This is a genomic window from Flavobacterium sp. HTF (genome assembly GCF_003105115.1).
GTDB lineage: Bacteria > Bacteroidota > Bacteroidia > Flavobacteriales > Flavobacteriaceae > Flavobacterium.
Genome location: NZ_QETH01000025.1, coordinates 1 through 15,811, shown reverse-complemented (window position 1 = coordinate 15,811; position 15,811 = coordinate 1). Strand labels below are relative to the sequence as shown.

14 protein-coding genes are annotated in these 15,811 nt (G+C 34.4%); 8 read left to right on the top strand and 6 right to left on the bottom strand.

From position 1 onward, the window contains the following. Positions 1 to 19: 19 nt before the first annotated feature. The 6 genes from DCO46_RS09875 (at position 20) to bglX (ending at position 10,715) form a co-directional block, all read left to right on the top strand. Positions 20 to 1,486, top strand: coding sequence for a glycoside hydrolase family 30 protein (locus tag DCO46_RS09875; RefSeq protein WP_116752394.1), 1,467 nt, complete (start codon positions 20 to 22; stop codon positions 1,484 to 1,486). 33 nt (positions 1,487 to 1,519) lie between these two features. Then, on the top strand, positions 1,520 to 3,787 hold the full coding sequence (locus tag DCO46_RS09870; RefSeq protein ID WP_116752393.1) for a glycoside hydrolase family 3 N-terminal domain-containing protein: 2,268 nt from the start codon (positions 1,520 to 1,522) through the stop codon (positions 3,785 to 3,787). A gap of 72 nt (positions 3,788 to 3,859) precedes the next feature. After that, a complete protein-coding gene (locus tag DCO46_RS09865) occupies positions 3,860 to 5,614 on the top strand; it encodes a cellulase family glycosylhydrolase (RefSeq protein ID WP_116752392.1) in 1,755 nt (584 codons plus the stop codon). 125 nt (positions 5,615 to 5,739) lie between these two features. Beyond that, positions 5,740 to 6,579, top strand: coding sequence for an endonuclease/exonuclease/phosphatase family protein (locus DCO46_RS09860; RefSeq protein ID WP_116752391.1), 840 nt, complete (start codon positions 5,740 to 5,742; stop codon positions 6,577 to 6,579). A gap of 193 nt (positions 6,580 to 6,772) precedes the next feature. Beyond that, positions 6,773 to 8,359, top strand: coding sequence for a hypothetical protein (locus DCO46_RS09855; protein ID WP_116752390.1), 1,587 nt, complete (start codon positions 6,773 to 6,775; stop codon positions 8,357 to 8,359). A 127-nt stretch (positions 8,360 to 8,486) separates the two neighbouring features. Further along, positions 8,487 to 10,715 carry a beta-glucosidase BglX gene (gene bglX, locus DCO46_RS09850; protein WP_116752389.1) on the top strand — a complete coding sequence of 743 codons (2,229 nt, stop codon included), beginning with the start codon at positions 8,487 to 8,489 and terminating at the stop codon, positions 10,713 to 10,715. 66 nt (positions 10,716 to 10,781) lie between these two features. On the opposite strand, the gene DCO46_RS09845 is transcribed toward bglX, so the two are convergent. After that, positions 10,782 to 11,039: a hypothetical protein gene (locus DCO46_RS09845; protein ID WP_116752388.1), complete on the bottom strand. Its 258-nt coding sequence runs from the start codon at positions 11,037 to 11,039 to the stop codon at positions 10,782 to 10,784. Between the two features lie 310 nt (positions 11,040 to 11,349). Here DCO46_RS09845 and DCO46_RS09840 point away from each other — a divergent pair, with 310 nt between their 5' ends. Both DCO46_RS09840 and DCO46_RS09835 read left to right on the top strand, forming a co-directional pair. Continuing rightward, positions 11,350 to 12,105 carry an NUDIX hydrolase gene (locus tag DCO46_RS09840; RefSeq protein WP_116752387.1) on the top strand — a complete coding sequence of 252 codons (756 nt, stop codon included), beginning with the start codon at positions 11,350 to 11,352 and terminating at the stop codon, positions 12,103 to 12,105. Positions 12,106 to 12,134: 29 nt separating this feature from the next. Beyond that, a complete protein-coding gene (locus DCO46_RS09835; protein WP_116752386.1) occupies positions 12,135 to 12,455 on the top strand; it encodes an MmcQ/YjbR family DNA-binding protein in 321 nt (106 codons plus the stop codon). Positions 12,456 to 12,511: 56 nt separating this feature from the next. Here the strand turns inward: DCO46_RS09835 and DCO46_RS09830 are convergent, their stop codons facing one another. From DCO46_RS09830 to DCO46_RS09810, 5 genes are all read right to left on the bottom strand, one after another. Beyond that, complete coding sequence (locus tag DCO46_RS09830; protein WP_116752385.1) at positions 12,512 to 13,120, bottom strand: alpha-ketoglutarate-dependent dioxygenase AlkB family protein; 609 nt, start codon at positions 13,118 to 13,120, stop codon at positions 12,512 to 12,514. After that, positions 13,107 to 13,352, bottom strand: a complete 246-nt coding sequence (locus DCO46_RS09825; RefSeq protein WP_116752384.1) for an Ada metal-binding domain-containing protein — start codon at positions 13,350 to 13,352, stop codon at positions 13,107 to 13,109. Before DCO46_RS09825 ends, DCO46_RS09830 begins: the two co-directional genes overlap by 14 nt. A gap of 115 nt (positions 13,353 to 13,467) precedes the next feature. Continuing rightward, positions 13,468 to 14,181, bottom strand: a complete 714-nt coding sequence (locus DCO46_RS09820) for a 2OG-Fe(II) oxygenase (protein ID WP_116752383.1) — start codon at positions 14,179 to 14,181, stop codon at positions 13,468 to 13,470. Positions 14,182 to 14,190: 9 nt separating this feature from the next. Then, positions 14,191 to 15,039 carry a bifunctional helix-turn-helix domain-containing protein/methylated-DNA--[protein]-cysteine S-methyltransferase gene (locus tag DCO46_RS09815; protein ID WP_116752382.1) on the bottom strand — a complete coding sequence of 283 codons (849 nt, stop codon included), beginning with the start codon at positions 15,037 to 15,039 and terminating at the stop codon, positions 14,191 to 14,193. A gap of 104 nt (positions 15,040 to 15,143) precedes the next feature. Further along, complete coding sequence (locus tag DCO46_RS09810) at positions 15,144 to 15,602, bottom strand: hypothetical protein (protein WP_116752381.1); 459 nt, start codon at positions 15,600 to 15,602, stop codon at positions 15,144 to 15,146. Positions 15,603 to 15,811: the final 209 nt, after the last annotated feature.

The following is a 15,811-nucleotide window of genomic DNA, read 5'->3' as shown; positions in this document are numbered from 1 at the left end:
ATCGCTTTTTCAAAGTACAATGAAATTTATAAATCGCATTTTAATAATTCCAATACTTGTTCTCCAATTAATTTGTTCTTCAAATGTTGGAGCCCAGTCTGTGGCATCTTCATTCAAAACAAATAAAAAAATAGAGGTATATACTACTGCCGAAAACACAAATTTAAGATTATCATTATCGAATGATTTAATCTTAAATCCAACACCACAACAAGCAAATTCAACGGTTTCAATTACGATCGACAGAAAAAAAACAGATCAGACTTTCTTGGGAATTGGTGGCGCCATTACAGATGCTAGCGCTGAAGTCTTTGCCAAATTATCACCAAAGAAACAACAGGAATTTCTAACCGCTTATTATGATAAAAAGAACGGAATCGGTTATTCTTTAGCCAGAACAAATATACATAGTTGCGATTTTAGCAGCGAAAGCTATACCTATATCCAGGAAGGAGACAAAGACCTGAAAACCTTCAATATAGAACATGACAAAAAGTACCGAATTCCACTAATCAAAAGAGCAATTGAAACTGCCGGCGGTAAATTAACTTTATTTGTCAGTCCCTGGAGTCCCCCAGCTTTCATGAAAGACAATAATGATATTTTGCACGGCGGCGTTTTATTGCCTGAATTTGCACAATCTTGGGCAAATTACTATGCTAAATTTATAAAAGCATACGAAAAAGAAAAAATTCCGGTTTGGGGATTGAGCATTCAAAACGAACCGATGGCAAAACAAAGTTGGGAGTCTTGTATTTATAGTCCTGAAGCCGAGAGAGATTTTCTTAAAAACTTTTTAGGGCCAACCTTAAAAAAAGAAGGCCTTTCTTCTAAAAATGTTATCATTTGGGACCATAACCGTGGAGATATGCTCGAAAAAAGAGCCAACCTTGTCTTCTCAGATCCTGAAGTTTCAAAATATGCATGGGGAATTGGATTTCACTGGTATGAAACCTGGAACGGCGGTACTCCAAAGTTTGAATCAGTTGGTAAAGTCCATGAATCTTTTCCGAATAAAAACCTATTATTTACAGAAGGTTGTATTGAAAAATTTGATGCAACAAAATTTCAGTTTTGGGGAAATGCAGAGCGTTACGGAATCAATATGATTAATGATTTTAATAACGGAACTGTGGGCTGGACAGACTGGAACATTCTTCTGGACCAAACCGGAGGGCCAAATCATGTGGGCAATTTTTGTTTTGCCCCAATTCATGCAGACACAACCAAAGACGAATTGATTTACACACCAATGTATTATTATATTGGGCACCTTTCAAAATTTATTCAGCCAAATGCCAAAAGAATAGGCAATACAACCAGCGATAAAAGTTTATTAAGTACCTCTTTCCTGAATACAAACGGAAAGATGGCCACAATTGTGATGAATTCTTCAGACAAAGAAGTAGTTTATGAAATCATAATAGACTCTTTTAAAAACACAATCAAAATACCATCACATGCTATGCAGACTCTAATCTATTAGGGTTTTAAAAATATATTAATTTAAAAAGTTAAAATGAAAAATACAAAGTTTCTAGTACTTGCTTTCCTATTTTGCGGAGCAACATGGAGCCAGGAAGTTAAAAAGACAAAAGCAGAAATAGATGCTAAGGTTTCAGAACTGTTGTCTAAAATGACTTTAGAAGAAAAAGTGGGTCAGATGACTCAGATTACCGTAACAATTTTTGAAGATCCCAAAAGACCTGGATATTTTGATGCGGCCAAATTAAAACAGGGAATTCAGGATTATCATATTGGTTCTATTCTAAATGTACCAAATCCTGGCGCTCCTACACTTCAAAGATGGCAGGAAACCATGCAGGCAATTACAAATGAAGCAAACAAATCGAGACTAAAAATTCCTGTTTTATACGGTATAGACGCCATTCACGGTGCAAGTTATACAGCCGGAGCTACATTATTTCCACAGCAAATTGGTCTGGCAGCAACCTTTAATACCGATTTAGTTAAACGCGGAGCAGAAATTTCAGCTTACGAAACCAGAGCCTCATCAATTCCATGGGTTTTTTCTCCGGATTTAGATTTTCCACGAAACCCAGCATGGTCAAGAATGTGGGAATCATTTGGAGAGGATGCTTATTTATCTTCAAAAATGGCTGTCGCACTAGTGGATGGTTTTGAAGGAAACAATAATGTAGGTTCTAAATACAGCGTAGCTTCCTGTATGAAACATTACATAGGTTACGGAAGCACAACAACAGGAAAAGACAGAACACCAAGTATAATTCCGGAACGTATTTTAAGACAATACGATTTGACGATTTATCAGGCTGCAATAAATGCCGGAGCCAAAAGTGTAATGGTAAGTTCAGGAGAAATTAACGGAACTCCGGTACACGCAAGTAAACATTTGATTACGGATATTCTTAAAAACGAATTAGGTTTTTCAGGAGTTGTAGTTACAGACTGGAAAGATATTATTTACCTGAATACAAGACACAAAGTTGCCGAAACCAAAAGAGATGCGGTTCGTATAGCTGTTATGGCGGGTATAGATATGAGTATGGTGCCTGAAGAATTTACTTTTTATACTGATTTAGTTGATTTAGTAAAAAAAGGAGAAGTGCCGATGTCCCGTATCGACGATGCCGTAACCAGAATTCTGAGAATGAAGTTTGAGTTGAATTTGTTTCAAAATACTGTAGCAAATTTAAAAGATTATCCAAAATTCGGATCTGCTGAACACATTCAGGAAGCTTACAAAACGGCAGCAGAATCAATTACTTTATTAAAAAATAATCAAGCTGTTTTACCATTAAACAAAACTGAAAAAATCCTTGTAACGGGTGCAACAGCGAATAGCATGAAATACCTGAACGGAGGCTGGTCATATACCTGGCAAGGTGAAAATTCGGATGTTTATGCAGCTGAGAAATCAACCATTTTGGAAGCTTTCCAAAACAAACTTGGAAAAGAAAATGTATTATATACTGCTGGTGCTGATTTAGAAAAAGAAGATGATGCAGAAATTCAGAAAGCAGTAGAACTTGCTAAAACAGCATCAAAAATTGTATTGTGTTTGGGAGAAAAAAATTACACCGAAACTCCGGGAGATATCAGCAATATATTTATGAGTACATCGCAGGTAAAACTGGCATTAGCCTTAGCTAAAGTAAACAAACCAATTATTTTAGTTTTAAATGAAGGAAGACCAAGATTAATAAGCGATTTTGAAGATAAAATGAGCGCTGTTGTTCAGTGTTATCTGCCAGGGAATGAAGGTGCAAGAGCATTGGTTGATATTTTGTACGGTGATGTAAACCCAAGCGGAAGACTACCTTACAATTATCCTAGATATCCTAATTCATTAGAAAAATACAATAGAAAATATACCGAAAGTATTTCTGAAGGCGAACAAAATAACGATGCTACTTATGAGAAAAGTTATTTGCCACAATTTGAGTTTGGAACAGGATTATCCTATACGACTTTCACCTATTCAAATTTAAAAATTGACAAAACGGAAATCAGTAATTCAGATGAAATTAATGTTACTGTCGATGTGACGAATGCCGGAAAAAGAAGTGGAAAAGAATCTGTTTTATTATACCTGTCAGATAATTTTGCTTCGATCACACCGGAATTTAAAGCTTTAAAAAGATTTGAAAAAATCAGCTTAGAGCCGAATGAAACCAAAACGGTAAAATTCACTTTAAACCAAAAAGACCTTCAGTTTGTAAATGAAAACCTGAAATGGATTTCTGAAAAAGGATCATTTACTGTTCAGGTATCTAATCTAAAAAAGGATTTTCTATTAAAATAAATCTTAACTATTCCTGCAATCCAGAAGCTTTTGGATTGCAGGTATTTAAGTTTAAGGTTTTAAATAAAGAGCATGAAAAAAATATTTATAGCATTACAATTATTACTTTCAATAACGTCTTTTGCACAAGGATTTTTGCACAGAGACGGGCAAAACATTGTTGATGGCAACGGAAAAAATGTATTATTAAGAGGTTTAGGCGTTGGCGGCTGGATGGTTCAGGAAGGATATATGTTGCAGACACAGCCCTTTGCGAGTCCACAGTATGTTATTAAGCAAAAAATTCAGAATGTAATTGGAGAACAGGGAACGAAAGAATTTTATGCAGCCTACAAAGCCAACGGAATCACAAAAAGAGATGTTGATTCATTAGCGGCATGGGGATTCAATTCGATTCGTTTGCCAATGCATTACAACTTGTATACACCATCAATTCAGGAAGAAAAAAATGGTGAAATAACCTGGATTGAAGAAGGTTTTACAATGACAGATAATTTATTAAAATGGTGTGCAGAAAACAAAATGTACCTTATTTTAGATCTGCATGCTGCTCCCGGCGGACAAGGTAATGACGCTGCAATTTCAGATTATGACACTACAAAACCATCTCTTTGGGAAAGCGAAGCCAATCGAGCGAAAATGATTGCCTTGTGGAAAAAATTAGCTTCACGTTACAGAGATAATCCATGGATTGGAGCATACGACATTATCAATGAACCCAACTGGAATTTTACCGGAACAAATAAAAATGGCTGCGATGAAAACTCAAACGGGCCTTTAAGAGAGTTGATGGTTGCGGTTACCAAAGCAATCCGTGAGGTAGATACCAATCATTTAATTTTTATTGAAGGAAATTGCTGGGGAAATAATTACAACGGAATTTTTCCTTTATGGGATGAAAATATGGCATTGAGCTTCCATAAATACTGGAACTACAATACAACAGCTTCTATCCAGAAAATGCTGGATTACAGAAAACAATACAATGTTCCGATCTGGCTGGGGGAGAGTGGAGAAAACTCAAATGTGTGGTTTAAAGATGCTCTTTCGTTAGTTGAAGGAAATAATATCGGATGGGCTTTCTGGCCAATGAAGAAAATCGAAAATATTGCAGGAGTAACCTCTGTTACCAAAATTCCGGAGTATGATGTTCTATTAAAATACTGGAAAGATGGCGGACAAAAACCTTCTCAGGATTTTGCTAAAAAGGCTTTGCTAAAAATGGCGGACAATTATAAAATGGAAAACCTAACCGTAAAACCAGATGTAATCGATGCGATGTTCAGACAAGTGCAGACAAATGACACCAAGCCTTATAAGAAAAATACAGTTCCGGGAAAAATAGCGGCAACCCACTATGATTTAGGAACCAATGAGCATGCGTATTTAGACAAAGATTTCGTGAATTACCGCGTAGAAACCGGAAAATTTGAAGACTGTAACAAAGGAAATACCATGCGAAATGACGGAGTAGATATTTTGCCTTGTAAAGATGCCGGATTGAACGGGTATCAGGTTTCTTTTATCGAAGATGGAGAATGGCTTCAGTTTACTGTTGATGCAGCAAAACAAAACACCTACAATGTAGCAATTCGTTATTCGGGTGAAAAATCGGAAGGGAAACTTCATTTGGAAACAGGAAACGGAGTTCAAACAGAAAGTATCGCATTACCGGCTACCGGAAAAAATGACAATTGGAAAACAGTTATTTTATCAGGAATAGAATTAAAAAAAGGAAGTAATAAAATCAAAGTAATTTTTGATAAAGGAGGTTTCAATTTGAATTATTTAGACTTTAAAGAAGGTAAAAATAAATCTAAAAAATAAACAGAATCAGATAAAATACGGTTTAGCAAAAGTAAGTTAAAACTTATAATTAACATTTTTTTAAAAGACAGATTTTTTTCTAAAGGGCTTTAAAATGGTAGCTTTGAAGAATAAAAATTTTTAATATGAAAAAGATAAACATTGTTGTTTCGCTATTAATGCTGCTTTTTGTAAGCTCTTCATTTTATGCTCAGAATTTAAAAATGATGAGCTATAATATACGTCTGGATGTTGCTTCAGACGGAGAAAATGCATGGCCAAACCGAAAAGACTATTTTACTTCCCAAATTCAGTTTTACAGCCCGGATATTCTGGGTGTTCAGGAAGCAACTCCTAATCAGGTTACCGATATAGCTTCGGCTTTGCCGGCCTATAGTAGATTCGGAATAGGAAGAGAAGAAAAAGAAACGGGTGAAGCTTGTACTATTTATTATAAAAAGGAGCGTTTTAAAGTAGAACAGATCAATACATTTTGGCTTTCGGAAACACCAAATATTGTATCAAGGGGCTGGGATGCGGCATGCAACAGGATTTGTACATATGCTCTTTTTAAAGATTTAAAAACAAAGAAATCATTCTGGGTTTTTAATACGCATCTGGATCATGTGGGTAATGAAGCCAGGGTAAAAGGAGTACAGCTAATTCTTTCTAAAATGAAAGAAATAAATTCTAAAAATTATCCGGCTTTTTTGATGGGTGATTTTAACTCAGAACCAGATACAAATCAAATTGCAGAAGTAAAAAAAGAAATGGATGATACTAAAGAGGTTTCAAAAGAAAAACCTTTCGGACCTTCAGGAACATTCAATGGCTTTAAACATAATGAGCCGGTTACATTGCTAATAGATTACATATTTATTTCTAAAAATAGCGGATTAACAATTCAGAAACACGCAGTTTTAAGTGATTCAAAAGATTTAAAATATCCTTCGGATCATTTGCCTGTGTTGATAGAGATTAATTAGGAGAAGAAATGAATTTGTAATGTTGCTAAATATTAAATAATAAAAAGGGAGAAAATTTGGATAGATAAATCGGTATAAATACTTAGGAATAATAGTTTACAGCCTTGAGCGATAAATTTAAACAAAATAAAATATTAAAGAGGATAATTTTCTGCCTTGCATATTGCGAAAAGAAAAATTAAAAATTTTTATAATGAAAAAAACTTTATTTTTATTTTTTAGTTTACTTTTTACTAACTTTTTAATTGCCCAACATTCAATAACAATCACTGGGCCAGGATCAGTTCAGGTTGGTGTTCCTTATAATTATACCCTTCAGTTTAATCCTGTTTATCCTAGTGGTGCAGATGGTTATATTATTAATGAATGGATTGTCATAACTAATTATAGTGGTGGTTCAGGAAATGTTCCGGGTTACATAGGCATTCCTACTAATCAATCTAACTATTATAATGATGCTACTCTTAATAATACGAATCCTAAGATTGTACCCATACAATGGAGTGATGCTTCTAATTCAACTACAGACAAGATTACTGTAAAAATTAGCGGAATTTATATTAACAAAATTTCCGGTGCACATATTAGTTATTTTAATTATCAGCCACAAGTAGAAAAAAATATAACAATACAAAGACTTACTCCTCCGGTAATTACTGGTCCTCCAATTGTTACAAATTGTTCTCAGGCTACCCAAACATTTACTTGTTCTGATTCTGTTAATCAGAAAACATGGTCAGTTACAGGCGGCGCTGTAATTGTTGGTTCAACGACAGGTACATCTGTAAACGTAACACCTCCACTGACTGGTAATTTTTCAGTTTTTTGCACAGTGAAAAATTCAGGAGGTAATTCAAATTATAATGCTGTTGGTTCAAAAACAGTAACCAGAGCATTGTTTACTACTGGAGCAGTTATATCAGGAAATGAGACAGTTTGTTCAAGTGCCGGTTATACTGTATCTGGTTTAGAATCCGGATTATCAGTGCAATCCTGGAGTATATCAAATACCATCATAGCATCTTTAAGTAATACAACAGGTCCTTCAACTACCCTTACAACATTAAATCAAGGACAGATTACATTAACAGCTACTATAGTAAACGCTTGTAATGAAACAAGAACTATTACAAAAAATATTATTATGGGAAGCCCAATGCCTCTTATAACGAACTTTTATTGTCCGACTGAAAGTGCTCCTTGTGCTTTAAATAATGTAGCAAACAATAATTATTTAATTTACACTTTAACAGCACCAATTGGAAATTATGTTCCGTTAAATTCTGACTGGCAATGGGAGAAAATTTCAGGAAATTTTTATTTCCTGAATAATGGATTATATAATAGTGCAACTGCTACAGGAACACAAGGAAATATTTATTTGACAGGTGCAAATCCAACAGATAATCCGGTAAAATTTAAAGTTAGGGTAAAAAATGCATGCGGATGGAGCAATTGGAGAACCTATCATTGGACAGATGGTACCACAACACCGACAAACCCTCCAACAACTCCTCCGTCAAAATATTTTAAAGTAACACCAAATCCAGTCACAACTTATTTTGATATAAGTTTATTAGATTCAAATATTCCACCACAAACAAGCAGTGCAAAATCAATAAAAATTTACTCGCAATACGGGCAACTTTTACAAGATAACACATATTTTTTCGGTATTGGATATAATGGTTTCAATATGACTTCTTATGCAGCTGGTATTTATTATGTTAATATTACTTTTGACAGCCATTCAGAATCACATACTATATATAAAATATAAAAACTAGAATTAAATTTTAATACTTGTCTGAATAGTATAAATCATAAAAACAAAATAGTTTATACTATTCAGTTAGGTTTTAAGAATAAAGAATGACCTCGATTTTATCGAAATTAATTAAACAAGAATGAAAAAATTAACCACATTTACGCTGTTGATGTTATCGTTTTTTGCGACTGCTCAACAAGAAACAATAGATCAAAAAGTAAATGCTCTATTAAAAAAAATGACCATTGAAGAAAAAATTGGTCAGCTAAATCAATATACAGGAGATAATTCTGCAACGGGACCAATTACCATAAATCCCAATAAGCAAGCAGAAATAAAGTCAGGATTGATTGGTTCGATGCTAAACATCATCGGTACAAAATATACCAGACAATATCAGGAACTGGCTATGCAATCCCGTCTTAAAATTCCATTGCTATTTGGTCAGGATGTTATTCATGGATACAAAACAACATTTCCGATTCCGCTGGCAGAAGCTGCAAGCTGGGATTTAGCAGCTATTGAATTGGCTGCAAGAGTTGCAGCAACAGAAGCTGCGGCGAGCGGGATTCACTGGACATTTGCACCAATGGTAGATATTGGTCGTGATCCGCGTTGGGGAAGGGTAATGGAAGGTGCCGGAGAAGATACTTATCTGGGTTCTAAAATTGCTTATGCAAGAGTAAAAGGATTTCAGGGAAATAAATTAGGAGATTTAAATTCTGTTATGGCTTGCGTAAAGCACTTTGCAGCATACGGAGCCGCTACAGGCGGAAGGGATTACAATTCTGTTGATATGAGCGAAAGAATGTTGTTCGAAACTTATTTGCCTCCGTTTAAAGCAGCTTTAGATGCCGGAGCAGCAACGTTTATGAATTCATTTAATGATCTAAACGGAGTACCGGCAACAGGAAACGCACATTTGCAAAGAGATATTTTGAAAGGGAAATGGAACTTTCAGGGATTTGTAGTTTCAGACTGGGGTTCAATTGGCGAAATGGTTGCACACGGTTATTCAAAAGATCTTAAATCCGCTGCCTATTCTGCCATTACAGCAGGAAGCGATATGGATATGGAAAGTAATGCCTACCGTTATAACCTGGCCGAACTGGTAAAAGAAGGGAAAGTTTCTGTTGATTTAATTGATGATGCAGTAAAACGTATCCTTCGCAAGAAATTTGAATTAGGACTATTTGAAAATCCGTATAAATATTCAGATGAAAAAAGAGCTGAAAAAGTACTGAATAATCCTGAAAACAGAAAAGCAGCCCTTGAAGTAGCCGAAAAAAGTATTGTATTGTTAAAAAATGACAACGAGACATTACCACTTTCTAAAAACGTAAAAACAATTGCTTTTATAGGACCAATGGTAAAAGAATATAAAGCAAATATGGGATTCTGGTCAGTAGAATTACCGGAGGTAGATTACACCAAATGGGTCGTTTCACAATGGGATGGTTTACAAAATAAAGTTGGGAAGAATACCAAATTGCTTTATGCCAAAGGTTGTGAAGTTGAAGGAGATAATAAAGATGGTTTTGCCGAAGCCGTTGCAACAGCAAAACAGGCAGATGTGGTAATTTTAAGTATTGGTGAAAGACATGACATGAGCGGAGAAGCAAAAAGCAGAAGTGATCTGCATTTGCCTGGAGTTCAGGAAGATTTAGTGAAAGCAATTCAGGCAACAGGAAAACCGGTTGTAGTTTTAGTAAATGCCGGAAGACCACTTATTTTTAACTGGACAGCAGATAATGTTCCTGCGATTGTATATACGTGGTGGTTAGGAACTGAGGCTGGAAATGCAATTGCTGATGTCTTATTTGGAGATTATAATCCATCCGGAAAATTGCCAATGACTTTCCCGAGAGAAGTAGGTCAGATTCCAATTTACTACAATCACTTTAGCACCGGCAGACCAGCTCCGGACGAAAATGCTAAGGGATATGTTTCTTCTTATATTGATTTAAAAAACTCCCCAAAGTTTCCTTTTGGTTACGGTTTAAGCTATACAAAATTTGATTATTCTGGTTTGAAATTGTCTTCAGTGAAAATAAAAAGCAATGAAACCATTAAAGTATCATTTCAATTATCTAATGTTGGAAAAGTAGCAGGAGAAGAAGTGGTACAATTATACTTAAAAGACAAATTCGGATCTGTAGTAAGACCGGTTTTAGAATTAAAAGATTTTCAAAAAGTAAAATTAAATGCAGGGGAATCTAAAACTATTGAGTTTACAATTGATAAAGAAAAACTTTCTTTCTACAATGATAAATTAGAGTGGAATGCTGAACCGGGAGATTTCGAGGTAATGATCGGAACTTCATCAGCAGATATTAAATTAAAATCGGAATTTGAACTACAGCAATAATTTGAGTTAATGCAATAAACAGAATGTCGATTAGATTGGCGTTGTGGATTTTATAAAAGTTTTGAATTATTTCAAAACAGTATTTATAAAATCCATAGCGCCAATCCCTTTATATGATGCATACAAAGCTTTATCAAAAGCTTCACGTTTTGCCTTTTTATTTTTTGCTTCAGTTTCTATAATCATTTGATTAAAAATCTTTTCCTGCTCTTCGCTATACTTTAGGGAAGCTTCTAAAAGGTAAGTTTTCGAAACAAATCCGAAAGAAGTCCATATTTTGATTCGGATTTTTTCATTAATATTTTTTAATGTATTGATAATCATAATTAAAGGATTAATTTTCTATTTTTTCGCTCACTGAATGAAATACAAAACTAAAAATATTTGTAATATTATTCTTTCTTATATCGTAATTTATAACAATTTTAATTTTAAATGTGTTATTTTGACGCAATGTACTTATTTTTTTCAAACACACTTTTAATTTTAAGTTAAAATTGTAAATGCTGGACTTTCAATTTCTTATAAATTAGATTTCAAACGAAGCTCTTCTGTAAAATTTGTCTTGTATTATAAAATTGAAGTAAATTGCAGAGCAAATGAGACAAGGATTTTTGTACGAAAAATAAAATAAATGCTCAAAGACATTGTAGAAAATAACCACAGATTTCAGCCAGGCCTTTCAATAGACTGTGTCATTTTTGGTTTTCATGATAATCAGCTTAAAGTTTTACTGATTAAAGTTTTGAATGGCGAAAAATGGTCATTACCCGGAGGTTTTATACCTGTCGATCAGGATATTGATACAGCAGCCGTTACAGTCTTAAATGAAAGAACCGGGTTAGAAGGAGTTTTTTTAAGACAATTTGCTACTTTCGGAAAGATAAAACGAAACGAGCAGCACTTTGATAAAGCTATTTTGGATTATTTAAAAATTAATGAAGAAAAAGGCAAATGGCTCACACAGCGTTTTGTAACTATTGGCTATTATGCGTTGGTAGATTTTTTTAAAACCGTGCCAAATCCAGTGAACACTAATGAAATTGTAGAATGGATTGATCATAAAGAAGTGCCGGAACTTATCCTGGATCATAAAGAAATTTTAGATAAAGCTTTGGACACTTTGCGAATAGAATTGAATTTAATGCCAGTGGGCTATAATTTATTACCGGAAAAATTTACGGTTCCCGAACTTCAGAAATTATACGAAACGATTTTGGACAAAAAGCTTGACAGACGTAATTTTTTAAGGAAAATAACCACTATAGGAATCCTGACCAAGTTGGACGAAAAGAAAAACAACGTTGCACATAAAGCTCCTAACTTATATTCTTTTGATAAAGAAAAATATGATGAGGTCCTGAAAAATGGATTAAATCAGGGCTGGTAGATTGAGTTTTAACCTTAAATTTTACGATTATGGTTTCTATTGAAGATTTTAGAAAAACAGCTTTGTCATTCGAAAATGCAGCCGAAGAACCACATTTTGAGAAAACATCTTTTCGTGTCAACAAGAAAATATTTGCCACTTTTGATGAAAAAAATAATCGTGCAGTTTTAAAATTAAACGAAATTGACCAATCTGTTTTTTGTGCTTCGGGCGAAATGATTTTTTACCCCATTCCAAATAAGTGGGGAAAACAAGGATGGACTATTGTTGAACTCTCAAAAGTAAGACCGGAAATGTTTAAAGATGCTTTATCACTTTCTTATCAAAATGTAACTGCAAAAAAGAAATAATTACAGAGAAACAAACCTAACAGCTTTTTTAAACCTGTTAGATTTATATACACTTTCTACCCAATAATAGTTCTGAAAGTTAAATTTACTCTGGGTTTTTGGGCTGTTTTAGTTGGCGGCAGGCGATGGAGCCAATGTGTTTGCGTTTCATCTTTCATAACCAATAAACTTCCGTGTTCTAAAATTAAAGAAACAACTTCTTTTGATTCTTTATGTTTGAAGGCAAATTTTCTTTCAGCGCCAAAACTTACTGAACCAATAGCGCCGTTTTTCTTTAAATCTTTTTCCGCATCGCTGTGCCAGGCCATTCCTTCATCACCACTATGATATAAATTGAGCAAACAGGAATTGAATGTTTCTCCTGTTTTTTCTTCGATAAAAGCTTTTAGTTCCAACAATTCTTTTGTCCACGGAAGCGCTTTTTTGGTAGTATTAGAATAAGTGTATTCAAATTCCTGATCGCCGTACCACGCTACTTTTCGTTTTGTTAAAATCAATTTTCCGAAAATAATCGCTTCGTCGTTTTTCCATTCAATTGTATTCAATAATATATCACGATAGAAATCAGCTTCTGTTCTGGAAAATAATTTTCCGTAATAATTCACCGTTCCTTCTTTTGGAAGCAGATTTGTTGTTTCGTTTGTTTCGGGATTAAATAAGTCCATTTTTCCAGTTTTGATATTCGGTTTTCATGCAATGTCCGCAGGGTCTGAAACCATTTTCTCTGGCTTCATTTTCAGATAAAAAGAAAACCCGGTTTTCGCGTTTCATTCTTTTTCCAGAAGAACATTTCAGAGTTCCGTAGATTTTTAATTTTCGGTTGCCACCGAAACAAATTTCCGATTTTTTAATTTTATTCCACAGATCTGAATCTGAAATTTTATTGTGTTGGATCATTTTTTATGATGTTGTGTTTCTCGCAGGGACGAATTGCATGCGTCTAACATTACGTAAACAATATTTGGCGACAATCATTAGGGAGACGCATTTCAATGCGTCTCTATCGATTAATTTATGACAACGCATCATGAAAAATAATTCCCAATGTATGACGTTCCCCCGAATGAATTTCGCTCACGCCATGTTTCATATTAACTCGATAATATCCTTTTGTACCTTTTACAGGTCTAAAATTTGTTGTAAAAATTAAAATATCGCCCTTCTTAGGTTTTAAGACAATCGCTTTCGATTGTGCTCTGGGCGTTTGTTGCGTTAATACAAATTCACCACCGGTAAAATCCTTGTCAGGTTCATTTAGAAAAAGTACGGTCTGAATGGGAAAATAAATGTCTCCGTATAAATCCTGATGTAATGTGTTGAACCCGCTTTTTCCGTATTTTAAAATTAAAACGGTTGCTTTCAATTGATTATTATCATGACATTGCTTCAGCAATTTTTCGTGCGTATCAGGAAAAACAGTATTAATGTTTAAAGCCTTCATCCAGGCATTTGCAATGGGAGCCAGCTTCGGGTAAATCAAAGTTCTTATGTTTTGAATTAAATCAGGTAGCGGATAACTGAAATATTTGTATTCGCCCAGACCAAACCGATAACGTTCCATAACAACAGTTTTCCGGTATAGGTTCGGATTATCATAATCAGCTTTTAGAGCTTCGCATTGTTCATTATCGAGTACATTTGAAATAATAGCAAAGCCATTTTGGTGCATAGATTCGGTGATGCTTTCCCAGTTTTGAGAAGCAATTTTGGATTGTATATTTTGCATAAAAGAAGTTTAGAGTTCTGAATTGACCTGAGAGCCTTCCCAGCCAATAATTGCTGTTTTACGGGTGTTTCCCCACATATAACCGCCAAATGTTCCGGAAGACTTGATCACACGGTGGCACGGAATTAAAAATGCTACAGGATTACTGCCAATAGCAGTTCCGACAGCTCTTGAAGCATTTGGTTTTTGAATTTGCTGTGCAACTGAGCCGTAAGTTGAAAGTTGTCCCATCGGAATTTTTAGTAAGGCTTCCCAAACTTTTAGCTGAAAATCGGTACCCTTTAAATGGAGTTTAATTTCAGATAATTTGCTCCAGTCATTTTGGAAAATAAACAATGCATTTTGTTGTACCAAATCGAGTTTTCTTGAAAATGCAGCATTTGGGAATTTGTGTTTTAAATCATCAAATCCAATTGCTTCATTTTCGGCAAAAGCCATAAAACAAACACCTTTTTCAGTCGAAGCCACGATAATATTGCCAAACGGACTTTCGGCAAAACTATAATTTATAGAAAGGTTTTTACCTCCATTTTTATATTCTGCCGGAGTCATTCCTTCAATGTTTACGAATAGATCATGAAGTCGGCTCGTACCTGAAAGCCCGGTTTCAAAAGCTGTTTCGGATATTGTTGCCTGGTTTTCCTTGAGTAATTTTTTGGCGTGTTCGAGACTTGTATACTGCAAAAATTTCTTCGGACTTGTTCCTGCCCATTCACTAAAAAGTCTCTGAAAGTGAAACGGACTCAAATGCACTTTCTCAGCAACCTCATCAAGATTGGGCTGCTCTTTAAAATTTGCCTTGATATAATCTATAGCTTCAGCGATACGATTATAATTGATGTTTTCCTGTGTGTTCATTTGGTTCAATTTTATAATACAAATATCGATTGGTTTCTACTGCTATAAAATCCGAAACTTGCTTTGTTTTTTAATCGCAAAATCACAAAAGGACATAAAAAGATTTAAACTTTGTTAATCTCATTTAAGTCAACTTTTTGACGAAGCTTTTCGGTAACCGGGTCGATATACCGATAGGGGATATTGGGACCTAAAGCCCGAAAAGGACCGTCTTTATGGTTTAAAAAAGCCGAATATCTGCCACAGCATTCTAATGTTATGTAACTAAAATCAGAATCGCAGCTGCTAACCTGAACATTAATCCATTGTGGAACTTTGCCATTTCTCCATAAATAATCAATTACGGTTGATTCTGAGGCGGGATTGAGAGAACTTGTTTCATCAATTTTATCATCCGGAAAAATTTCTTCGTCATTTTCTAAATCATTTTTATCAAATGAGCAGTTCGTTTTAATTATGAATTTATAACTGGCTGGTAATTTATTGATTACCATTTCCTGAGTAAAATCTATAAGTCCGTCAAGCGCTTTTTGCAAATTTTGTTTGAAATCTTCTTTTTCCATATTATTTCATTCAAAAAATAAAGACATTTATTATTTCAGATTATTTTTTCGATCCGAAACACTTATCAATTTATAGCCGCTTTCAGTTCTTAAGAACTGAATATGATCTTGTCCGGAATCTGATTTGTTTTTGGGGTTGATTACTACATTTTTAACCGGATATATCCAATCTTTTGATTCATTGCAATTGTTGAAATACATATCATATT